Source organism: Streptomyces prunicolor NBRC 13075, from assembly GCF_000367365.1.
Taxonomy (GTDB): Bacteria; Actinomycetota; Actinomycetes; order Streptomycetales; family Streptomycetaceae; genus Streptomyces; species Streptomyces prunicolor.
Genome location: NZ_BARF01000037.1, coordinates 1 through 21,680, shown reverse-complemented (window position 1 = coordinate 21,680; position 21,680 = coordinate 1). Strand labels below are relative to the sequence as shown.

Genomic DNA, 21,680 nt, shown 5'->3' with positions numbered 1-21,680 from the left:
CGGCATAGCTCAACTTGACTGCCTAAGGGGAGATCATGGCTTCGACGTCCACACCGCTCACCCTGCCCGTGCTGCCGCTCGACGACGAGGTCGTGCTGCCCGGAATGGTGGTTCCGCTGGACCTGAACGACACCGATGTACGCGCCGCCGTGGAGGCCGCCCAGGCCGCCGCGCGGTCCGAGCCCGGAAAGCCCAAGGTCCTGCTGGTGCCACGGATCGACGGGACCTACGCGAGTACCGGCGTGCTCGGCACCATCGAGCAGGTCGGCCGGCTGGCCGACGGCGACCCCGGTGCGCTGATCCGCGGCCGTAGCCGCGTGAAGATCGGGGCCGGGACCACCGGGCCCGGTGCCGCACTGTGGGTGGAGGGCACCGCGCTCGACGAGAGCCTGCCCGAACCCTTGTCCGGCTCCGTTTCCGAGTTGGTGAAGGAATACAAGGCGTTGGCCACCGCCTGGCTGCGTAAGCGGGGGGCCTGGCAGGTCGTCGACCGCGTGCAGGCCATCGATGACGTGTCCACGCTTGCCGATAACTCTGGCTACTCGCCCTTCCTCACCACCGAGCAGAAGATCGAGCTGCTGGAGACCGCCGAACCGGTGGCCCGGCTGAAGCTCGCCACCCAGCACCTGCGCGATCACCTCGCCGAGCAGGACGTTGCCGAGACCATCGCCAAGGACGTGCAGGAAGGCGTCGACAAGCAGCAGCGCGAGTTCCTGCTGCGGCGCCAGCTCGAAGCCGTTCGTAAGGAACTGCGCGAGCTGAACGGGGACACGAGCGACGGCGAGGAGTCCGATGACTACCGGGCCCGTGTCGAGGCCGCCGATCTTCCTGAGAAGGTTCGCGAGGCCGCGCTCAAGGAAGTTGAGAAGCTGGAGCGGTCCTCCGACCAGTCGCCCGAGGGGTCCTGGATCCGTACCTGGCTGGACACCGTTCTTGAACTGCCGTGGAACGAAAGGACCCAGGACGAGTACGACATCCAGGGTGCCAAGGCGATCCTCGACGCCGAGCACGCCGGTCTGAACGACGTGAAGGAGCGCATCACCGAGTACCTGGCCGTGCGCAAGCGGCGCGCGGAGCGGGGGCTGGGGGTTGTCGGGGGCCGGCGCGGTGGTGCCGTGCTCGCCCTCGTCGGTCCGCCCGGTGTCGGTAAGACCTCGCTCGGTGAGTCCGTCGCCCATGCCATGGGACGGAAGTTCGTGCGGGTCGCGCTCGGTGGGGTGCGGGACGAGGCCGAGATCCGTGGTCACCGGCGTACGTACGTCGGTGCGCTGCCCGGTCGTATCGTCCGGGCCATCAAGGAGGCCGGGTCCATGAACCCGGTGGTCCTGCTGGATGAAATCGACAAGGTGGGGTCCGACTACCGGGGGGACCCGGCGGCGGCGCTGCTCGAAGTGCTCGACCCCGCGCAGAACCACACCTTCCGGGACCACTACTTGGAGGTCGAACTCGACCTGAGCGACGTGGTGTTCCTGGCGACGGCCAACGTGCTCGAAGCCATCCCGGAGGCACTGCTGGACCGGATGGAACTGGTGCGGCTCGACGGTTACACCGAGGACGAGAAGGTCGTCATCGCCCGTGACCACCTGCTCCCGCGTCAGCTGGAGCGGGCGGGGCTCAAGGACGACGAGGTCGTCATCGACGAGAGCGCGCTGCGCAAGCTCGCCGGTGAGTACACCCGCGAGGCCGGCGTCCGCACCCTGGAGCGGTCGGTCGCCCGGCTGCTGCGCAAGATCGCGGCCCAGCACGAACTGGGGCAGCGGGAGCTGCCGTTCACCGTCACGGATGCCGACCTGCGTGGCCTGATCGGACGGCCGCACCACGTGCCCGAGTCCGCCCAGGACCCGGCCGAGCGCCGCACGGCCGTACCCGGTGTCGCCACCGGACTCGCGGTCACCGGCGCGGGCGGTGACGTCCTCTACGTCGAGGCGTCGCTGGCCGACCCGGAGACGGGCGCGGCGGGTCTGACCCTGACCGGTCAGCTCGGTGACGTGATGAAGGAGAGCGCGCAGATCGCCCTGTCCTTCCTCCGCTCGCACGGCGCCGAACTGGAGCTGCCGGTGGGCGACTTGAAGGACCGGGGCGTGCACATCCACTTCCCGGCGGGTTCGGTGCCGAAGGACGGCCCGAGCGCGGGTGTCACGATGACGACGGCCCTGGCGTCGCTGCTCAGCGGCCGACTGGTCCGCACGGACGTGGCGATGACGGGTGAGGTCTCCCTGACCGGTCGGGTCCTCCCGATCGGCGGCGTGAAGCAGAAGCTGCTCGCCGCGCACCAGGCCGGGGTCACCACCGTCATCATCCCGAAGCGCAACGAGCCCGACCTGGACGACGTCCCGGCCGAGGTCCTGGAGAAGCTCGACGTCCACCCCGTCACGGACGTCCGCCAGGTCCTGGAGCTGGCGCTCGCGCCGGCGACGAACGGTGCGACGTCGGAGGTTCCGGTGGCGGCGTGACGGACGCCATCGGTTAGGTGAAGGCCCGGGTCTCTTCAAGGGAGGACCGGGCCTTCGCCGTAGTACGGATGGCTCGTCAGCCGTTGGCGAGGGCGACCACCCGGTCCAGCGCCCCGTTGAACTTGTCGTGGTCCCCGACCGTCGGTCCGGACGACGTGTACTGCCACATCGTGTAGAAGCCCCATCCCGCCGGCAGCGTCCCCGGGTCCGAGGCGTACCGCGCGATCCACAGCGGGTCGGCGGACGCGAAGGCGCTGGAGTTGCCCGTGCAGGAGGTCCACCAGCTCGTCGCCGTGTAGATCACCGCGTTCCGGCCCGTGCGGGACTTGTACGTGGACAGGAAATCGGCGATCCAACTGACCATCCCCGCCGTCGACTTGCCGTAGCAGGACGCGCCGTACGGGTTCCACTCGATGTCGAGGACACCGGGGAGGGTACGGCCGTCCTTGGACCAGCCGCCGCCGTGGTCGACGAAGTAGTTGGCCTGGGTGGCGCCGGTCGTCGTGTCCGGGGTCGCGAAGTGGTAGGCGCCGCGGATCATGCCGACGCCGTAGGAGCCGTTGTACTGCTGCGCGAAGTACGGGTTCGTGTAGTACGTCCCCTCGGTCGCCTTCGTGTAGGCCCACTTGACCCCGCTGCTCCACAGGGTCGACCAGGCGGCGTTGCCCTGGTAGGCGCTGACATCGACGCCCTCCGTCTGGGTGGCGGCAGTGCCGGCGGGCGAGCCGTCCTGGCCGTCGTGCGCCAGGACGCCGATGCCCATGTAGGCGGAACCGCGGGTGGGGACCGTGGCGGCGCCGGCCGGGTGGGGGAACGCCGTCAGCAGGATCGCGGAGAGGGCGAGGGCGACGGTGAGGTGCCGTAGGCGGGGCGTTCGGGGTCTGTGCGCGGGCAGGGCGTGGGGCATGGCGTGCCTCCGAGGGCGCGGTGGGGGAGTGGAGGGAGAAGCGGTGATGTTGGCGTGGCCATGCCAGTCGTTGCCTGGTAAGGAAGCTACGCATCCAGAAGACCGCGTGGGAAGGGGGTCCGGACGACGCCGTTGGTCTAGCCCTGCGAAATACTGGCGGAGCTGCGGCGATGACGGTGTTTGGCGGAAACTTTCACGATCGGGAAAGCGGACCAATGGGTGCTGACGTGCACAAGGGCGAGGACAGAAACGACGGCGGGCTTCCCGTGGGCCCCGACGGACTCGCCGTCGACCACGAATACCTCTCCCTGGAACGCGAGTTGACGTTCCTCTTCCGCCGAGCCCGGGCCAATCAGGGCGAGATGGCCCGGGAGGTCCACCCCGATCTGGAGTCCGCCGCGTACGGCCTGCTGGTCCGGCTGGACGAGTACGGGCGGCAGCGGGCCACCGAGCTGGCCGCCTACATCGGCGTCGGCAAGGCCACGATGTCCCGGCAGTTGCGTGCCCTGGAGGACCTGGGGCTGATCGCCCGCGAGCCCGACCCGGCGGACGGCCGGGCCTGGCTGGTCGACCTCACCGGCGAGGGCCGCCGCCGGGTCGCGCACGTCCGCGAGGCCCGGCGGGCGCGCTACGTCAGCCAGCTCTCCCATTGGGACCGCCGCGAGGTCGCCGAACTGGCCCGGCTGATCCACCAGTTGAACGGCGTCATGGAGAAGTGACACCGGCGTAGGGGCAGTTCACAGTTCGACGTGCGCGGGAGAAGTGACACCGCCGTAGCGGCCGTTCACAGCTCCACGTACACGACCGTCGCGTCGTCGTGCGTCTTGCTCCGCCGCAGATACGTCCGCGTCTCCTCGTCCGCCCGCTCCAACTCCCGTACCCGGGCCACCAGTTCCGCCGCCCCGTCCTTCCGTACGAGCGCGAAGCAGTCCGCCCAGTCGCCCTGGCCGAACTTGTCCACCCACCGGGTCGCCCCGTCCGTCAGGGCGACGAGGGTGCGGGCGTCGGTGCGCGGGAGCGAGCCCGTCACCGCGCGGGCCGCGACCGACGGATCGGCGGCGGCCGTGAAGAAGCCGCCCTCCTTGTTGCGGAGCGTGGTGTCGATCATGGCGTCCGTCGCGAGAGCGGAGCGGGGGAGGCGGGACAGGCGGTCGTCCAGTACTACGGTCACCTCGCCGGCCGGGGATTCGACCAGCAGGGCCGAGTCCGAGAGGACCAGGTATTCGACCTCCTGGGGGGACCAGCGGGCCAGTACGACCGTTGCCTGTGGGGTGCGTGGGTGAGAAAGGTCACAGGTGGTGGCGTGGGCCTCAGCTGTTCGGAGGATCGCCCGGGAGAGAATCTCCGCCAGGGTCAGATCCCGGTAGGAAACGGTCAGTTCGGTCAGCGCTCCGCCAAGTCGCGCGGTGTACCAAGGGACCGAATGCAGACAGCCCGTCTCGCCTCTCGGCGGTGTCACACCGTCCAGGACGATCAGCGAACCGCCCTGTCCCGAGGCCGGAAGACCGACGCTCGCGAAGTCCTCGTTGGGGCGGTTCGGGTCGCCGGGTTCCGACACAAGTTCCGTACGCATACGGCCAGTCTGCACGAGCTCTTCACAGGCTCCGCAAAAGCTTGGCACTCATGGTCGAATCGACGTAGTCGTGCAGGTCAGGCGCCTGGTTTGGGCTGGAATGGATCACTCCGGGAATGCGTGGCGGCGAATCCTGCCAAAGCCCGCCGCTCACGTCCAACCGGCGCGGCGCGCGAGGGCTTTGGGCCGGCCGCCGGAACTTGCCCGCCAACTCCCCTCCGGGGTTCACTCCTTCGGGTGGCGGGCCGGACGATGCGCGACCACTGCCTACCGGCACTGGGAGGGTCGCCGTACCGGGATGACGGAGCGTCACCCGGGCCCATGGGTATGACGAGTCAGGAATGCGAGCACCGGTGCAGAAGAAGCGGCCGCGGCGCACAGGCAAGCAGACGGCCCCTCCGGGGGGCGCCACCCCTGCGGCCGTGCCCGACCCCGCGGGCAGCGGGCGCCGTACCCACGTACGCAACCGGCTCATCATCGCCGTAGCCGTCGTGGCCGCCGCCATCGCCGCGGCCGGTGCCCCCTCCCTCATCGCCGCCTCGGGTCAACTGAGCGACTCCCAGGACCTGGTGACGCTCGCCGGGCAGACCCAGGACGCGCTGTCGCTGGCCCACTCCCTCGCCGACGAGCGGGACGAGGTCACCTCGTACATCGCCGCCGGGCGCCCCAAGTCCCAGGCCCCCGCCGAGGACCGCAGCGCCCGCGTCGACCGCCAGGTCGAGGAGCTCCGCGCCGACACCGACATCTCCGCCGCGCTCCGCTCGGACCTCGACGACGTCGCCGCCGTACGACGGGCCGCGCTCACCGGCAAGAGCAGCGCGCTGGAGGCGCATGTCGCCTACTCCGGCGCCATCACCGAACTGCACCGGCTCGCCGAGCAGTTGGCGGAGCAGATGCCGCCGCGGGCCGGTTCCGGCGCCTACGCGCTCGCCGAACTCGACGCCGCCGTCCAACAGGCCGCCGCCACAAGGGGATTGCTCCTCGCCGCCCTGAACGTGCCGACGACCACCGAGACGGTCATCAGCTCCCTCACCGGCCTCCCGGTCACCGAGACCACCTCGACCAAGGCCCAGACCAAGGAGCGCGACGCCCTCAGCATCGCCGCCCAGCAGGCCCGGCTGCGCTCCGACGCCGCCCTCGCCGACTTCCGCGAGACGGCCACGAAGGACGCCGTCGCCGGCTACGACTCCACGGTCACCGGGCCCGAGGTCAACTCCGCCGAGAAGTACCTCGCCTCCCTCACCGCCCAACCCACGCTCTCCGAGAGCCAGTTGGACACCAGCACGAAGAAGCTCGACGCGGCGCTCTCCGCCCGCGTCGACCTGATGCGCGGCGAGGAGTCCGCGCTCTACGTGGACCGAGCCAAGGACCTCGCCCAGCTCCGCGACGACGACGTCAAGGCGCTGGAACTCCGCGTCGCGATCCTCGGCGCCCTCATGCTGCTCGCCGTGGGCATCGCGACCGCCATGGCCCGCACCCTCACCCGCCCGCTCTCCGTGCTGCGCCGCGGCTCGACGCGGCTGGCCGAGGCAGAGGACCCGGCGACCCAGGAGCCGATCAAGTTCACCGGCCGCAACGACGAGTTCGCCCAGGTCGTCCGCTCGGTCAACGCCCTGCACGCGCACGCCGCCGCCCTCCACGAGCGCATCGCCACCCTGGAGGCCGACCGCAAGCACCTCGTCGGCCAGCGCCAGAAGATGGCCGACGCCCGCGAGGAACTCCGCGCCGAAGTCACCGACTCCGCCACCCAGTTGGAGCGCCTGCGCACCAGCATCGGCGGCACCTTCGTGAACCTCGCGCTGCGCAGCCTGGGCCTGGTCGAGCGCCAACTCGCCGTCATCGAGGGCCTGGAGGAGCGCGAGCAGGACCCCGAGCGCCTCGCCACCCTCTTCAAGCTCGACCACTTCGCCACGGTCATGCGCCGCCACAACGAGAACCTCCTCGTCCTCGCCGGCACCGAACACGTCCAACAGCACGCAGGCCCCGTCCCGTTGGTCGACGTGGTCCGCGCGGCGGTCAGCGAGATCGAGCGCTACGAGCGCGTTCGCATCTCGGCGCTCCCCCCGCACGCACACGTGGCAGGCTTCGCGGCGGACGACCTGAGCCACCTCTTGGCCGAACTGATGGAGAACGCAAGCTCGTTCTCCCCGCCGGACACCCCCGTCGAGATCTCCGGCTGGCTCCTGGAGAACGGCGAGGTCATGCTCTCCGTCCAGGACGAGGGCATCGGCATGACCGACGACCGCATGACCAGCCTCAACACCCGCCTCACCGAGTTCGACCCGGAGTCCCCCTACGACCAGGAGGGCGAGGAGGGCCTGGGCCTCGGCCTGTACGTCGTGGCCCGCCTGGCCCACCGCCACGGCGTCCGCGTCCAGCTCCGTGACCAGAAGCAGGGCGGCATCGCGGCGGTCGTGGTCATCCCGAGCACCCTGCTGGCAGGTTCCCCCACGTCAGCGGTCCCGTCCTCCTCCGCACCGGCCCCCGGTGACACCCACTCGTACTCCCTCCCCGGCGCCTCCGCAGAGGCCAACTCCAACGTCCTGCACGGCCGTTCGGAACACCCGGACCCGCTGGTCGCCCTGGCGGAACAGGCGGTAGCGGTACGGGAGACCCCGGCGGAGACCGCAGCAGAGATGACGATGGAACTCCTGCTGCCGCCGATGACGGACGAACTGTCAGCCGCCGACGGCGAGTTCGCCCCACAGGGGCCACCCGCACCCGACAACGAGACCGTCACGGGCGGTGCGGGTGATGCGGGTGGGAACAAATTCACGGCTGAAGGCGAAGCCGAAGCCGTAGAACACCAGCGAGCCCAGGACGAGGACCCCGTCACGGACAAGGGCCTCCCCAAACGCACCCCCAAGCTCACCCAACCCGCCCAGGCCCCGCGCCAGCGGACCGGCGCGGTCGACGCGGACGCCCTGCGCCGCAGACTCGGCGGCTTCCGCGCAGGCGCCTCCGCGGGCTACAAGGACGTAGAAGCGGAAATCGCCGAAAAGACCGGCCAGAACCCGGTCCCGGCCCCGCGCAGCGCACCCGAACGATCCGAAGCAGCCACGGGGGGCACCGTCGAGGAGGCAAGCAGTTGACCGCGCCCAGTACCTTCGGACTGAGCAGTGAAGCCCGCAACCTGCACTGGCTGCTGAGCAACCTCGTCGAGGAAGTGCCCGGCATCCAGTCGGTCGCGGTCGTCTCCTCCGACGGCCTGCTGCTCCTCTCCTCCGATCCGGGGAGGAACGCCGAGGCCAAGGAAGCCCTCGAAGCCAAGCGCACCGGCCCACGAGGCTCCGCAGCCGACCTCGCCACCATCGTCTCCGGTATCGGCAGCCTCACCATCGGCGCCGCGAAGCTGATGGACTCAGGACCGGTGAAGCACACCATGGTCGCGATGGAGGAGGGCAGCCTCTTCGTGATGTCGATCAGCGACGGTTCGCTGCTCGGCGTGCACGGCTCCGCGGACTGCGACATGAGCGTCGTGGCGTACCACATGGCGCTCTTCGTCGGCCGGGCCGGCCACGTCCTGACGCCCGAACTCCGCAGCGAGCTACGGAAATCCCTTGAAGACGCGACCACGGGGAGTGCGTGATGAGCCGTACGCCCAACAAGCTCCCGGTGCGCGGCGGCGAGCGCAAACCCGCCCGGGTACGCCCCTACTCGCTCACCGGCGGCCGTACCCGATTCGGCCATGTCCTCCTGGTGGAGACCTTCGTGGCGGCGCTCGAAGCCCCGGAGGAGCGCAAGGAGTTGACGAATGGTTCCCTCAACACCCGGGTGATGCCGGAGATGCGGGCCATCGTCGAACTCTGCCGCCGTATGCGCACGGTGGCCGAGATCGCCGCGCTGCTGAAGATGCCGCTCGGTGTGGTCCGCGTGCTCCTGAGCGATCTCGCCGACCAGGGAAAGATCCGTGTGTACGGAACCGGAACCGCTCACGGTACGGGCCGTCCTGACCGCGCTCTGCTGGAAAAGGTGCTGAGTGGACTCCGTCGTCTCTGACGCCGCCGCCTACGGCGTCTCCCCGCTCCTCAACGACGAGAAGCAACTCCTCGATGACGAGGAGCAGTTGCGGCCCTGGCAGCAGGACCGCACGCGCGCGCCCGTGGCCACGAAGATCGTGGTGGCCGGCGGCTTCGGCGTCGGCAAGACCACCATGGTCGGCGCCGTGTCCGAGATCCAGCCCCTCCAGACGGAGGCGCTGATGACCGAGGCCAGCGAGGAGACCGACGACCTCACGGCCACCCCGGACAAGATGACGACCACGGTCGCCATGGACTACGGCCGTCTCACGCTCGACGACGACCTGGTGCTCTATCTGTTCGGTACGCCGGGCCAGCAGCGGTTCTGGTTCATGTGGGACGACCTGGTGCGCGGCGCGATAGGCGCCGTCGTGCTGGCCGACACCCGCCGCCTCAAGGACTGTTTCCCCGCGCTGGACTACTTCGAGAGCTGCGGACTGCCGTACGTCGTCGCGGTCAACCACTTCGTCGGCAGCGAGCGGTTCGAACCCGACGACGTGCGGGAGGCGTTGACGATCCCCGCGCACGTACCTGTCATGATCATGGATGCGCGACGGCGGATTTCGGCCATCGAGACCCTGCTCGCGCTCGTCGCCCACGCGTTGGACGTCACCCCCGAGTAGTCCCCGAGCAGCCCTCGACCACGACCGGTCGCGACAAAGGAGCCAGCACCCGTATGCGGAAGATACTCGTCGTCGGAGCCGGTCAGTCCGGGCTCCAACTCGCCCTCGGACTCCAGTCGCACGGGTACGAGGTCACCCTGATGTCCAACCGGACGGCGGACGAGATCCGCTCCGGGCGGGTCATGTCGACGCAGTGCATGTTCACCACGGCACTGCGGTACGAGCGCGATCTCCAGCTGAACTTCTGGGAGTCCCAGGCTCCGAAGATCGAAGGACTCGGCGTCTCGGTCGCCGCTCCCGGCTCGCACGACCCGGGGCCGACACAGCGCGCGATCGACTGGGTGGGCAAGCTCGACGGGTACGCGCAGTCGGTCGACCAGCGGGTCAAGATGGCCGGCTGGATGGAGACGTTCGCGCAACGCGGCGGCCAACTGGTCATACATGGCGCGGCAGTCGGCGACCTCGACTACTTCTCCCGTACGTACGACCTCGTCCTGGTCTCGGCGGGCAAGGGCGAGCTGGTCTCGATGTTCGCCCGCGACCCGGAGCGGTCCCCGTACACGGAGCCGCAGCGGGCCCTGGCCGTCTCCTACGTCCACGGTCTCGGACCGCGCCCGGAACACCCGGAGTTCGACGCGGTCCGCTGCAACCTGGTGCCCGGCGTCGGCGAGTTGTTCGTGATGCCGACGCTCACCACGTCGGGCCGTGCGGACATCCTGTTCTGGGAGGGCATACCCGGCGGGCCGTTGGACGCCTTCAACGGCATCAAGGACCCGGCTCGGCACCTCTCCCTGACCCTGGAACTCATGGAGAAGTTCACGCCGTGGGAGTACGAGCGGGCGCGGGGCGTCGAACTCACGGACGCGGGCGGGACGTTGGCCGGGCGTTACGCGCCCACCGTCCGTAACCCGGTTGGCCAACTGCCGGGTGGCGGGCTGGTGTTGGGGGTTGCCGACGTCGTCGTCGCGAACGACCCGATCACCGGGCAGGGGTCCAACTCCGCGTCCAAGTGCGCCGCTTCGTATCTCGCGTCGATTCTTGAGCACGGGGAGAAGGAGTTCGACGGGGACTGGATGACGGCGACGTTCGAGCGGTACTGGTCGACTGCGCGGCACGTGACGAAGTGGACCAACGCGATGCTTGGACCGCCGCCGGAGCATGTCCTCAACCTCATTGGGGCGGCTGGGCAGTTGCAGCCGGTGGCGGATCGGTTCGCCAACGCGTTTGATGACCCCGCCGATTTTGAGAACTTCTTCTATGAGCCGGAGAAGACTGGGGCGTACCTGGCTTCTGTTGCCGGGGCGTAACCGGCCACTGACCTGCGGTCCGACTGTCGTCACCTGTCGTCGTCTGTCGTTGTCGGTCACCCTCGGACGGCCCACAGACGGCCCGACACTCCGAGGGAAGCGCGGCAGCGCGGAGTCAGCCAGATGCCGCCGACCTGCGCAAGTAAGCATTCCGCTTCCGGGGAGCGAGCCGGGGGAGGCGCGGGGAGAGGGGGAGTAGTCCCCCGATGCCTACCCTTGGCGCCTCCCCCTATCTGACCTGCGTAGATCGACGATCGGGGAGGCGGGGAGGCGCGCAGGTCAGCCCATGCAAACACCCTCCTGAGCGTGTCCGGAAGGGGGTGTCTCTGCCTCCCCCGGAACCCATCGAAGGATTCCGCTTGCCCTGCCGTCTTCCCGAGTCGGACCTAGCGCAGCGGCGCCGGGGCCGTTGGTCGCTCGGCAGGGAAGAGCGAGAAGGTGCGGCCTACGGCCGCGCGACTCTTGGCGGCTCGCTGCGCTCACGCGGGGCCCTCCGCTGGACTCGCCGCCTCTCCCCCTTGGAAGGCGGCTCTGAGCGCGCGTGAGGACGTGCCTTTACCCTGCGGGGGCCCGGTCTGCCCCGCTGGTAAAGGCGGACCTGTGGGCCTTCCAAGGGGCTGGATGCAGGAGTGGGCAAGCATCGTCCGGCCTGTCCCGTTCCGTGCGGTCCACCAGGGCTCTTCAGGAGGGGGCAGGCGGCCGTGCATCACGCGATCCTGCCCCCTCCTGAAGAGCCGTCCTTTCTCTCTTACTAGAGAGTTAGGGGAAGACAGCGTCCGCAGCGTCCGCCGGGCACTGCGCACCCCCTCTGACCTGCATCGTTCCAGCGGACGCTAAACAAAATGTTTAGCGTCCGCTAGCGTCCGCAGCGTCCGGGCACGCTCTGTCACTAAGAGCGTTTTCCCGCAGGTCAGGGCCGCTCTTAGGAGGAGGAGAGTTGCGGACGCTGCGGACGCTGACCCCCCTGAAACGCCGAAGAGACCACCCGCGCCGCGCGGCGCGGGTGGTCTCTTCGGCCCTCGCGTGAGGCTGCCGGGTAGAGGGGTGTCAACGGTCACGGGCAAGAGGAGCACCCCGGGCGCGTGGTGCTCCTCTTGCTTGCTGTGAGGGCAGCCGGGTAGCGGGGGGTCCTTACCTCGGTAGAGGGGTAGGTAGCACCCTCTGACCTGCGAGGTAAGGCAGGTAAAGGGGGTCTGCCGCAAGGGGGCGCCACGGGCGTCAGGGTCCCGAGCGCCGCCGCGCGAGCGGAGCGAGCCGCCAAGGGTCGCGCGGCCGTAGGCCGTACCTTCGTGCTGTTATCACGGGCCCTCGGGGGAGACGTAGGCCAAAGCGTCTATCTGTTGCCCCTCCCCGAAGTGGTGGGCGATGTTCCCGATTTGCTGCCACCCCAGCCGTTCGTAGAGACGGATTGCCGAACGGTCCTTTGTCATAACGTCGAGTACCAGGCGCAGTCCGTGATTCCCCGCATATTCCATTGTTGCTCGTACGAGGAATTCCCCTACGGACTTCTTTCTTGCCTCGGGAAGAACGAAGAGCCGCGCGAGCACACCCACATTGTCCGAACTGGCTCCGCTGCGCTCGATCCACAGGGCAACCGCTTCCTCCGTTGAAGGCTGAGTGACAGCCACATGTCCCACAACGCGATCGTTGATTACGGCAACCCACGCGCTCAGCAGGCCTACCGGGGAGAGCCACTCTTCCGGCTGGGCTACGCCTTCTACCGGATATCCATCGGCACTATGGACTTCTATGAGTGCCGATGCGGCTGAAGCGATATCTGCGCTTGCGCGAGGGCGGATGACCAGTTCGCGTTCGGCGTTGTGATGCGACATCTGCTTTCCTTCCAGAGGGGTGTTACTGGACAGGCAGCTCGTACTTGAGCCCCGTCAGGTCGGCGCGGTGAACGTAGCGGGAGACTTCGAACGGAACTCCATCCTGGTCAAGGCTCGTATGTAGAACTTCAAGCACGGGAATTCCGGACTGAAGTTCTAGGATCGTTGCCTCATGTGGCGTCGGCATGCGGGCGATGATTTCGTCACGAATGTTGGTCATGACGTGGCCGAGTTCTTCGAGGCGCCCGTAAATCCCGTTGGGACCGCTTTTTGCCTCCATTAGGAGTGTGCCTTGGGCTTCGTCCCAACGGACGTAGGTGGAGACGATTTGAACCGGCTCGTCATCCGCGAAGTAGTGGTTTTCCCTATGGACGACGCTCGCCTCATCGGGAGGGACTTCTAGCCTGTCGGCTACGTCTCTGGGGGGTACCTCTCGGGCGATCGACGGGACGTCAATGCGTGGCACTTTGCCCTGTCGCTGCGCTTCAAGACGGAAGGGGGTCAAACCTGTGGCTCGGTTCGCGAGCGAGTAGCGATCGCTACCGAAGCGAAAGAGTCTGCGGGGCTCGCGGACGAACACGCCCCGACCGTGCTGGGCTACCACAAGCCCCTGCTCGGCTAGCAGGCGTACGGCCTCGCGGGCGGTGTTGCGTGCCGCGCCGTACTGCTCGGCAAGGGTGCGCTCCGACGGGAGCTTGTCGCCGGCGCGGAGTTCGCCGGACTCGATGGCTGACCGCAGTGCATCGGCGATGCGTCGGCTCGCGGGTTGTGCGCTCTCGGCGGAGGTCATGCAACCAGCTTACAACTGGCTCAAGCCAGTGGGTTGACGCGACTCAAGTCTGCATGCTCAACTGGCTCAAGCCAGTAACTGGCTCAAGCCAGTGGGAGCGGCGCCCAAACCGCCAAGTAAAGCCGCCGCTCCCCGACCCTCGAAGGGGCTCTTCAATGATGCCTGGAACCATCGTGGAACGGCGTGCCGACGCGGTCACAGTTGAGGCCACTGCGCCCGTTGACGTCCGTAGCCTGACCGGTGCGGAGCGGGCCGTGGCGCTGTACGCGTCGGACATGCCGAACGGGCGCCGCCACCACACGAACGCGCAGTACACCGCCTGGATCGTGCAGGGTGCGAAGCGGCTCGGTCGGACGGAAATGCGGCGCCTGGCGCTGTACCTGCGTGGGTGGCAGGTGCTGAACGTTAACGGCCTGATGACGGAGCAGATCCAGGCCCGTCACGAGCTGCGCTTCCCCCAGCGTCACCGCCTGGTCCGCGCGGGCCAGGGATCGGCGCTCACCGTCTCCGTGGACGGGATGACCAAGGCGACGCTGGCCCGCAACGGCAAGGTCGGCCTGGACGGCGACTGCCCGTGCAAGGGCACGGGCGGGATCATGCTGTGGGGCGACGACCCGGACGCGTCGGGCGAGATCATGTGCCCGGTCCACCGCCGTGCCGAGATCAACGCCTACCGCCGCACCCTTCTGGCGGCGCGCTGATGACCGCGCCGGGACCGCTGGACGCGCTGTATGCCCGCGTGGCGGCTCCGGCCGCTCCCGCCGTGCCTTTGGTGCAGCGGGAGCGCCGCCGGGCCACACAGGAGTTCCCCACGCTCCCTGTCAGGGGGTTGGAGCTGACCGTGGGGGAGGCCGCCGCCGCGCTGTTCGAGACGCAGGCGGACGAACTCGCCCTGCCGGGGCCCGACTTCGACACCCACACCGACACGCTGTACGACGCCCTCAACGGCGCGGTCCGCGTCCTGGGTCCGGCCGGAATCGCCGAAGTCGACGGCCAGTTCGCTGGGTTGGACAGTGACGAGTTCCCCGAGGTGGGCGTCTGCCGCCGGTTCGCCTACCGCCTCGCCCTGTCGTTCTGGTACGAGGGCGCTCGCTCTCGCCCCATGACCGTTGGGGAAGCGGCCGTTGCGCTGTACCTGTCGGACGCCTACCGGCATCACCAGGTCGACGCGCTCACCGTGCGGCGGGCCCCGTTGCTGGTCTCCCGCGCGATCCGGCAGGGCGCCGCCGTGGTGCCGCTGGAGACCCTCGCGCGGCTGGGTGAGGCCATGGGGCGGGAGTTCGGGGCCCCGGTGACGGCGGGCCGTGACTGGCTGTATCACCAGGCATTGCCGGACTGGCACCGTCGCCGCTTCTGCTTCACCCTCATGCGGGCCGACGTGCGCCAGCCCTCCCCGCTCATCGTCCGGCTGGACGGCGGCGCCTATGCGCTGGGGGCGACCCCGTCGGCCGGACCGGACGGCACGTGGCGGCGCACGCTGCGGGCGGAGTGGTAGCCGTGCGAGAGCAGAACTCCCTCAACTCCGCACGGCGGCGCCTGCGCAAGCAGCAGCTCGCGCGCCGCCACGGGCAGCACTGCGCCTACTGCCGCCGCCCGTTCGGCGACCTGCGTGAGGCCACCCTCGATCACATCGTCCCTCAGGCGCTGTGGCGGTCGTGGTCGGTCACCTCGCTCATGCTCGCCTGCTTCGACTGCAACCAGGCCAAGGCCGACCGACTCCCGCTCTCGATCGCCCTGCTCTTGCTGGTGTGGGCGGACCCGACCGCGCCGGTCGTGCGCCCGGTCGACTGGCCCGTGCTGGCCCGACTCGCGCACGCCAACCAGTCGGCCTACACGGCGGTTTGGTCGCCCGACCCGATCGCCCAACGGTCTACGGCTGACCTGCGTGACGAGCCGCGTCACACCCGACGTCACGGCATCGCACACGGGGCCCGCCCGGTCTGCCGTGCGGCCGTGCGCCATCCCTCGATCCGACCCGATTGCCTGCGCGCTCCCCGCCCCGTGCGGGCCTGCGTGGGCCCGACCGGAGAGGCGGTGTTCGCGTGACGAGCACCCGATCCGACCGGCCCGTCAACGGGCACGCCCACCCCGGCAAGAGTCGGGCAGTAGTCGACCCGACCCGTCCGGCCGCGCGCCGACCCGAGCACGGTGACGGCGGGGGCAAGCCGCCGCCTGCCGCCGCCCGGATCGTGGCCATGGCCCGCGAGCAGTACCGGTTCGTCACCTCGCCGGACGGCCGCCCCTACGCGGTCGCCCTGGACGGCCCCAACACCGCTCTCCCACTGCGGAACAAGGGCGGACTACGTCAGCGCCTGGCCCGGCAGTTCGCGGACGCCTACCCCGGCGAGGTCGCCTCACAGTCCGCGCTCGCGGACGCCATGACCGTCCTGGAAGGCCTCGCCGAAGACGGCGACCCGGTGCCCGTGCACCTGCGGGTAGGGCGCGCTGAGGACGGCGCGGTCGTGGTCGACCTCGGCAGCACGGACGGCCGCGCGGTCGTCGTCACCGGAACCGGCTGGAACGTCGTCGACCGGGCCCCGGTGCTCTTCCGCCGCTCCGGAGCCATGGCCCCGATGCCGCCGCCCGTGCTGGACGGCGACGGACTGGCCAAGCTGCATTCCCTGCTCAACATGGACACCCCCACCTTCCACCAGTTGGTGGCGTGGCTGGTCGCGGCCTGGATTCCCGACATCCCGCACCCGGCACTCGTGTGCAAGGGGGAGCAGGGCACGGGCAAGTCCAAGGCGGCACAACTGTTCATCAACCTCGTCGACCCGTCCCCGGCAGCCAAGCGCAGCCAGCCGCGCGACCCGAAGGCCTGGAACACGCAGGCGTTCGCGTCATGGGCGCTGTGCCTGGACAACGTCAGCACGATCCCGCCGTGGCTGTCCGACACCCTGTGCAAGGCCGTGACGGGTGACGGAGTCGTCGACCGGGCCCTGTACACCGATGACGACGTGGTGGTGCTGACCTTCCGGCGGGTGCTGGCCCTGACCACGATCGACGCGGGAGCTCTCGCGGGCGACCTCGCCGAACGCGTCCTCTTGCTCGATTTGCAGCTCATCGACGACGACCGGCGCCGCTCCGAAGAGGAGTTGGACGCCACGTTCGCGGCCGTCCGGCCCGCCGTGCTCGGGGCCCTGTTCGACGTGCTGGCCTGCGTCCTCGCGGTCCTCCCCTCGGTGCGGCTGGAGACGATGCCGCGCATGGCGGACTTCGCCCGCGTCCTCGCCGCGGTCGACGAAACCCAGGGCTGGAACACCCTCGCGGACTACCTCGCGACCTCGGCGAACGTCGCCACCGACGCGTTGGAGGGCGACCTGTTCGCGATGGCCATCGCCCGCCTGGTCGACCAGGCGGGCACCTGGCAGGGCACCGCCGGGCAGCTCTTGGAGGCACTGCCCGCGCCGCCGGTCCGGCCGCCGAACTGGCCCAAGGACGCCACCCGCGCGGGCGGACGCGTCAAGCGCCTCGCCCCGCTGCTCCGCTCGATCGGCATCACGGTCGACGACACGCAGCGTAGCCGCGACCGGACCCGTCACAAGCTCCTCACGCTGGCCCGCGCGGCACCCGAGGACGAACCAGCGTCCGCACCCGAACAGCCCTCGCTCTGGCCGGAGGTGGCCCCGCCGGGGCACCTTGAACCCCCGCCTGACCAGTACTGACGTAGCCGGAACACCAGCCGGACCGGGCCTCACACCAGAGGCCCGGACACGTCGAAGACTGCGGACGCTAGAGCCGTCCAGCGTCCTTAGCGTCCGCACTAGCGTCCGCACCCCTCACCCGCTCTGGCCTGCGACAACGCGGCCGTGCGGACGCTGGGACGCTGCGGACGCTGCGATACACCAACTCTCTAGTACGGCGACCGGCACCACTCCCACGCACCGCCCCACGGACACGAGGAGTCACCACCCGATGGCCACCAACGACGAGCCAGCCGATCCGCGCGCCACCCTGCGCGGCGGCCTGCCGGACCGCTACCTCACCCCCGAAGACCTGGTCACCCTGTTCAGCCTCCCGAGCGTCGAAACCGTCTACCAGTGGCGGCGCAAGCGCATCGGCCCGCCCGGCTTCCGCGTCGGCAGGTACACCCGCTTCAACCCGGCTGCCGTTCGAGCGTGGGAGGCCGAACAGACCGCCCTCGGCGACGTGGCGTGACGCAACTCGGGACAGCTGTACCGGGTTTCGTCACGCGGCCAAGCCCTCGATCCGACAGGGAGGCGCGGCCCAACGCGCCAGGGAGGGAGGGAGTCCTCCCTGACTGCCTCCCTGGCCCGTCATCCCCTATCTGACCAGCTCAGATGGCCTCTCAGGGAGGCAGGGAGGCACACCCCCAGCGCCCCCGAAAACCCCTCCCAGAGCCAACCGACAGCCCCTGTCTCAGCCTCCCTGAGACCCCGGAGCGAGCCGCTACCGGTAGCACCCCCACCCGCTACCGGTAGCAACCCCGCTAGCACCCCAAACCCCCGGTGATCAGGCCCGTAGCGAGTAGCGGGCCTGGCCCAGCACACCCCAAAACCGGCCGGACGGCGCCCACCTGGCCCCGCCCCGGCTGCTACCGAAGGGACACAGCCCCCATGGCTGGCCACATCCAAGACCGCTGGTACAAGACCGAAACCGACACCAACGGCAAAGAGAGCAAGGTCAAGTCCGACCGCTTCGGGACCGGCCTGCGCTACCGGGCCCGCTACGTCGGCCCGGACGGCACCGAGAAGTCCAAGAGCTTTCGCGACGGTCAGAAGCGGCTCGCTGACCAGTGGTTGAAGGACATCGAGGCCGACATGACGAGTGGTCAGTACGTCGACCCCCGCGCGGCCAAGACGACGTTTCAGCAGTACACGGAAAAGTGGCTCAGCACTCTCGGGGCCGACCCCAACACCATCGAGTCCATGAATTCCCAACTCCGCTTGCACGCCTTCCCGTACATCGGGTCTCGCCCGCTCGGGTCGTTCAAGCCGGAGCACATCCGTGAGTGGGTGGCACAGCTCGAAGCGAGCGTGCCCGGCTCGTACGGCCGGATCATCTACGCGAACGTGCGTGGCGCCCTGAGTGCTGCCGTTGACGACGGATACCTGAGCCGCAACCCGGTTTCCGCGCGATCCGTCAAGCCGCCGGCGGTTGACCCCAAGCGCGTAGTGCCGTGGTCGGCTGAGCGCGTGTTCGCGGTACAGGCCGCGATGCCTGCGCGGTACCGGGCGATGGTCGACCTGGGGGCGGGGTGCGGTATGCGACAGGGGGAGATCCTGGGCATCGCGGTCGAGGCGATCGACTTCGACTCCGACACGCTCCACGTGGTCCAGCAACTCAAGCTCAGCAGCAGCAAGCCCGTGTTCGCTCTGCCGAAGGGCGGCAAGACACGCGACGTGCCGATTCCTGGGCCCGTGGCCGATGCGCTCCGGGCCCACATGAAGCAGTTCCCGCCGGTTGAGGTCACCCTGCCCTGGAAGACGCCTGACGGCCCGAAGGTAACCAAGCGGCTCGTCTTCATGGCGCCGGGCGGAAACCACGTGTGGCGTACGAGCCTGAACGAGGAATCATGGAAGCCCGCTCTCGTGGCGGCCGGAGTGATCCCCAAGCCTGAGACGAAGGCAGACGGGTATGCCGCCGCTCGCGAGCACGGCATGCACGCGCTGAGGCACTTCTACGCGTCCGCCCTTCTGGACGGCGGGGAGAACATCAAGGCCGTCAGTGAGTACCTTGGTCACAGCAATGCGGCCCTGACGTTGAGGATCTACGCCCACCTCATGCCGAGCAGCCAGGAACGCACGCGCACGGCGATCGCGACCGTCTATGACGAGGCCCGACGCACGGTCTGACGGCCCACAGACGGCCCACGGCCCCCTACGGGAAAGCCAGTTGACGGAAACGTGCTGGTAGAAAGCCTGTAGGGCCGTGGGCCGGTTTCTATGAGCCGGAGAAGACTGGGGCGTACCTGGCTTCTGTTGCCGGGGCCTAGTCGCCGTTGGGGTTGCGGGGAGTGGGCGGCTGCGGGCTCGTTGTGGCTGGTCGCGCCCACGCGGCGGAGCCGCATAATGTCTCAGCCCCGCGCCCCTTTAGGGCGATCGTCTGGACGTACGGCTCCAAGGATCGGGTAGGACGCCACAGGTGACACCTGGACCTTCTCGCCTGTGCGCGGTGCTTGCACCACCTGGCCTGCGCCCAGATACAACGCCACGTGCGTCGCCTCGGGGAAGTAGATGACCAGGTCGCCGGGGCGGAGTTCGTTCAGCGGGACTCTTGGCAGCTCGGCCCACTGTTCCTCGCTCGTTCTCGGGATCGGGGTGCCCGCGTGGCCCCACGCCTCCGACGTCAGGCCTGAGCAGTCGTACGTCTTCGGGCCCTCCGCGCCCCACTCGTAGGGCTTGCCGATCTGCTGTACCGCGTAGCGCAACGCCCGGTCGCCCTCCCGTGAGGGCTCGCGGTTGTCGTCGCCGAGGGCGCCTGAAGTGACCAGTTTCTGCTGGGACTTGTCGATGTCGGTCTTCTCGAAGGCGGCCAGGGCGGTGAGTTGGTCGGGGGTGAGGGAGGTCAGGAGCTTCTCTACGTCGGCGAGGCGCTTGCGGACGTCGTCCTGGTCCTTCTTCTGGCGGGCGGCCAGGGTGAGTTGGGTGTCCAGGGCCTTGCGGGCCTCGCGGGCCAGGCCGTCGCTCTTCTTCTCGCTGCCGACCAGCCGGCCCACCGTCTCGGCGCGCTCCCGCGCCAACTGGCCGATGACATGGCCCTCGTCGAGCGCGTGCTGGGGATCGCGGGCGAGGAGGAGGCGGACGTAGGGGGAGACGGCGGTGCTGTTCTGGTACTGCTGGCGGGCCAGCCGGCCGGCGGCGCCCCGGCTGTCGTGGAGGGAGAGGCGGGCGCGGGACAGTGCGGAGTCGAGGCGGTCCACCTCGGTGCGCTGCTTCTTCAGCTTCTCCTCGGTGGCGTTGTACGTCTCCGTGGCCTGTTCGGCGTCGCGGTAGAGGGTCTGAAGGTCCGTCAGGAGTTCGGCGACGGGGCGTTGTCCGGGTGCCTGTGGTTCGGGCACGGCCGCGGCGGGCAGCGGGGCCAGGACGGTGCCGGCCGCCACCGTTGCCGTACAGACCAGTCGCAGAAGCCTTCCTGACACGTCATCACCTCCGGTGCGCGGCGGGCCTTCCGCCCCGCACCGTGAGCATCATTCGGGGGCGGCGGGTCCGCGCGCGGGGTGTGCGCGGTTCGGCGTAACCCCGTCACCCGTGGGTGTCGTCCGGCTTGCCGCCCGGCGTGGCGTCTGGTGCGGGGTCCGGTTTGGACCAGGGCCAGCGGAGTCCGCTGCCGCGCTTCCCCGCCCCTTTTTCATCTCCGGCGGAGTACTCGTACTTCCAGCCCTTGGGGAGGCCGAGCCGTTTGCTGTGGCCCCTCGGCACCCGGCGGTACACGAGCACCGTGGGCGGGCCGCCGGCGTCGTCGGGGACCGGGATGCGGTAGGTCTTCGGCGGGGTTCCGGTCGGGCCGAGCAGGATGGGCAGGGAGCGACCGTCCATCGGGCCGCCCTCGAACGGGGTCTCTTCGCTCTTCACGCCACCAGTGTCAGCCATCCGCCGCGAGGCCCTGGACCAGCGCGGCCGTCTGCGGGTCCCGCCGCGCCGTCACCGCCAGCACCGCCCCGAACTGCTCGACCAGCCAGTCCCGCAACTCGTCCAGGGGCGGCTCCTTGCCCTCGTCGAGCCAGATGAGCGAGGCCGCTTCCACGGCCGTGATCCACATCCGTACGGTCATGCGCAGGCGGGGTCCGGGGTCGGCCACGCCGAGATGGCTGAGGATGTGCAGGGCGGCGGCCCTGCGGACGCCGTCCACGATGGCCGTCGTGCGGGACGTCTCTACGACGCTGCCGCCCTGGAGCAGTGCGCTGAAACCGGCGTCGTGCTGGTCGACGAAGCCGAGGTAGCGGTCGAGGGCGCGGGCGAGGCGGCGGAGGAGCGGGCCCTCGCGGGGTTCGTCGAAACACTGCTGGAGTTCGTCGGCGGCGGACCGCAGGGCGGCTTCGTAGAGCTGTTGCTTGCCGCCCGGGAAGTACCGGTACACCAGGGGGCGCGAGACCCCGGCCGCCTCCGCCACGTCGTCGAGGGAGACCTCCTCGGGCACGCGGTGCGCGAAGAGGGTGAGGGAGGCTTCGAGAAGCTGGCTGCGCCGCTCCTCGACGTTCAGGCGGCGGTAGGCG

Annotated in this window: 20 protein-coding genes; 13 read left to right on the top strand and 7 right to left on the bottom strand. The window is 69.4% G+C overall.

Annotated features, from left to right (window positions below; all coding sequences use genetic code 11):
- Positions 1–35 precede the first annotated feature (35 nt).
- Positions 36–2,453 (top strand): endopeptidase La, encoded by a 2,418-nt coding sequence (lon, locus tag SPR02S_RS17175; protein WP_019058219.1) that lies wholly within the window; start codon positions 36–38, stop codon positions 2,451–2,453.
- Positions 2,454–2,529: 76 nt separating this feature from the next.
- Here lon and SPR02S_RS17170 read toward each other — a convergent pair whose 3' ends face one another.
- Positions 2,530–3,360 carry a lysozyme gene (locus tag SPR02S_RS17170; protein WP_019058218.1) on the bottom strand — a complete coding sequence of 277 codons (831 nt, stop codon included), beginning with the start codon at positions 3,358–3,360 and terminating at the stop codon, positions 2,530–2,532.
- A gap of 215 nt (positions 3,361–3,575) precedes the next feature.
- Here SPR02S_RS17170 and SPR02S_RS17165 point away from each other — a divergent pair, with 215 nt between their 5' ends.
- Positions 3,576–4,079 carry a MarR family winged helix-turn-helix transcriptional regulator gene (locus SPR02S_RS17165; protein ID WP_019058217.1) on the top strand — a complete coding sequence of 168 codons (504 nt, stop codon included), beginning with the start codon at positions 3,576–3,578 and terminating at the stop codon, positions 4,077–4,079.
- A 65-nt stretch (positions 4,080–4,144) separates the two neighbouring features.
- On the opposite strand, the gene SPR02S_RS17160 is transcribed toward SPR02S_RS17165, so the two are convergent.
- Entirely contained in the window at positions 4,145–4,933 is a 789-nt protein-coding gene (locus tag SPR02S_RS17160) for a protein phosphatase 2C domain-containing protein (RefSeq protein ID WP_019058216.1), read from the bottom strand.
- Between the two features lie 353 nt (positions 4,934–5,286).
- Between SPR02S_RS17160 and SPR02S_RS17155 the strand changes: the two genes are divergently transcribed.
- Genes SPR02S_RS17155 through SPR02S_RS17135 form a run of 5 tightly spaced genes read left to right on the top strand, consistent with a single transcriptional unit; the run spans position 5,287 to position 10,882 of the window.
- A complete protein-coding gene (locus SPR02S_RS17155; protein WP_019058215.1) occupies positions 5,287–8,025 on the top strand; it encodes a sensor histidine kinase in 2,739 nt (912 codons plus the stop codon).
- On the top strand, positions 8,022–8,522 hold the full coding sequence (locus SPR02S_RS17150) for a roadblock/LC7 domain-containing protein (RefSeq protein ID WP_019058214.1): 501 nt from the start codon (positions 8,022–8,024) through the stop codon (positions 8,520–8,522). The genes SPR02S_RS17155 and SPR02S_RS17150 overlap by 4 nt, the downstream gene beginning before the upstream one ends.
- Complete coding sequence (locus SPR02S_RS17145; RefSeq protein ID WP_019058213.1) at positions 8,522–8,932, top strand: DUF742 domain-containing protein; 411 nt, start codon at positions 8,522–8,524, stop codon at positions 8,930–8,932. The genes SPR02S_RS17150 and SPR02S_RS17145 overlap by 1 nt, the downstream gene beginning before the upstream one ends.
- On the top strand, positions 8,913–9,575 hold the full coding sequence (locus SPR02S_RS17140; protein WP_019058212.1) for a GTP-binding protein: 663 nt from the start codon (positions 8,913–8,915) through the stop codon (positions 9,573–9,575). Before SPR02S_RS17145 ends, SPR02S_RS17140 begins: the two co-directional genes overlap by 20 nt.
- A gap of 53 nt (positions 9,576–9,628) precedes the next feature.
- Positions 9,629–10,882, top strand: a complete 1,254-nt coding sequence (locus SPR02S_RS17135) for a styrene monooxygenase/indole monooxygenase family protein (protein ID WP_019058211.1) — start codon at positions 9,629–9,631, stop codon at positions 10,880–10,882.
- A 1,298-nt stretch (positions 10,883–12,180) separates the two neighbouring features.
- Here the strand turns inward: SPR02S_RS17135 and SPR02S_RS55860 are convergent.
- On the bottom strand, positions 12,181–12,714 hold the full coding sequence (locus SPR02S_RS55860; protein WP_078622920.1) for a GNAT family N-acetyltransferase: 534 nt from the start codon (positions 12,712–12,714) through the stop codon (positions 12,181–12,183).
- Positions 12,715–12,736: 22 nt separating this feature from the next.
- The gene (locus SPR02S_RS17120; RefSeq protein ID WP_019058208.1) at positions 12,737–13,504 is read right to left on the bottom strand and encodes a GntR family transcriptional regulator; all 768 of its coding nucleotides are present in this window, start codon (positions 13,502–13,504) and stop codon (positions 12,737–12,739) included.
- Positions 13,505–13,659: 155 nt separating this feature from the next.
- Here SPR02S_RS17120 and SPR02S_RS17115 point away from each other — a divergent pair, with 155 nt between their 5' ends.
- From SPR02S_RS17115 to SPR02S_RS17090, 6 genes are all read left to right on the top strand, one after another.
- Positions 13,660–14,205 (top strand): hypothetical protein, encoded by a 546-nt coding sequence (locus SPR02S_RS17115; protein ID WP_245607571.1) that lies wholly within the window; start codon positions 13,660–13,662, stop codon positions 14,203–14,205.
- Positions 14,205–14,999, top strand: a complete 795-nt coding sequence (locus SPR02S_RS17110; RefSeq protein WP_245607570.1) for a hypothetical protein — start codon at positions 14,205–14,207, stop codon at positions 14,997–14,999. The genes SPR02S_RS17115 and SPR02S_RS17110 overlap by 1 nt, the downstream gene beginning before the upstream one ends.
- 2 nt (positions 15,000–15,001) lie before the next feature.
- Positions 15,002–15,550 (top strand): HNH endonuclease, encoded by a 549-nt coding sequence (locus SPR02S_RS17105; RefSeq protein WP_043258334.1) that lies wholly within the window; start codon positions 15,002–15,004, stop codon positions 15,548–15,550.
- On the top strand, positions 15,547–17,169 hold the full coding sequence (locus SPR02S_RS17100) for an AICE element replication initiation protein (protein ID WP_019058204.1): 1,623 nt from the start codon (positions 15,547–15,549) through the stop codon (positions 17,167–17,169). The genes SPR02S_RS17105 and SPR02S_RS17100 overlap by 4 nt, the downstream gene beginning before the upstream one ends.
- Positions 17,170–17,419: 250 nt before the next feature.
- A complete protein-coding gene (locus SPR02S_RS17095) occupies positions 17,420–17,662 on the top strand; it encodes a helix-turn-helix transcriptional regulator (protein WP_019058203.1) in 243 nt (80 codons plus the stop codon).
- A 419-nt stretch (positions 17,663–18,081) separates the two neighbouring features.
- Entirely contained in the window at positions 18,082–19,320 is a 1,239-nt protein-coding gene (locus tag SPR02S_RS17090; protein WP_019058202.1) for a tyrosine-type recombinase/integrase, read from the top strand.
- Positions 19,321–19,541: 221 nt separating this feature from the next.
- On the opposite strand, the gene SPR02S_RS17085 is transcribed toward SPR02S_RS17090, so the two are convergent.
- From SPR02S_RS17085 to SPR02S_RS17075, 3 genes are all read right to left on the bottom strand, one after another.
- Positions 19,542–20,606: a C40 family peptidase gene (locus SPR02S_RS17085; protein WP_026150625.1), complete on the bottom strand. Its 1,065-nt coding sequence runs from the start codon at positions 20,604–20,606 to the stop codon at positions 19,542–19,544.
- A gap of 103 nt (positions 20,607–20,709) precedes the next feature.
- Positions 20,710–21,039 (bottom strand): DUF8847 domain-containing protein, encoded by a 330-nt coding sequence (locus tag SPR02S_RS17080; RefSeq protein WP_019058200.1) that lies wholly within the window; start codon positions 21,037–21,039, stop codon positions 20,710–20,712.
- A gap of 10 nt (positions 21,040–21,049) precedes the next feature.
- The coding region (locus SPR02S_RS17075) for a TetR/AcrR family transcriptional regulator (RefSeq protein WP_019058199.1) at positions 21,050–21,680 on the bottom strand (631 nt) is incomplete at its 5' end.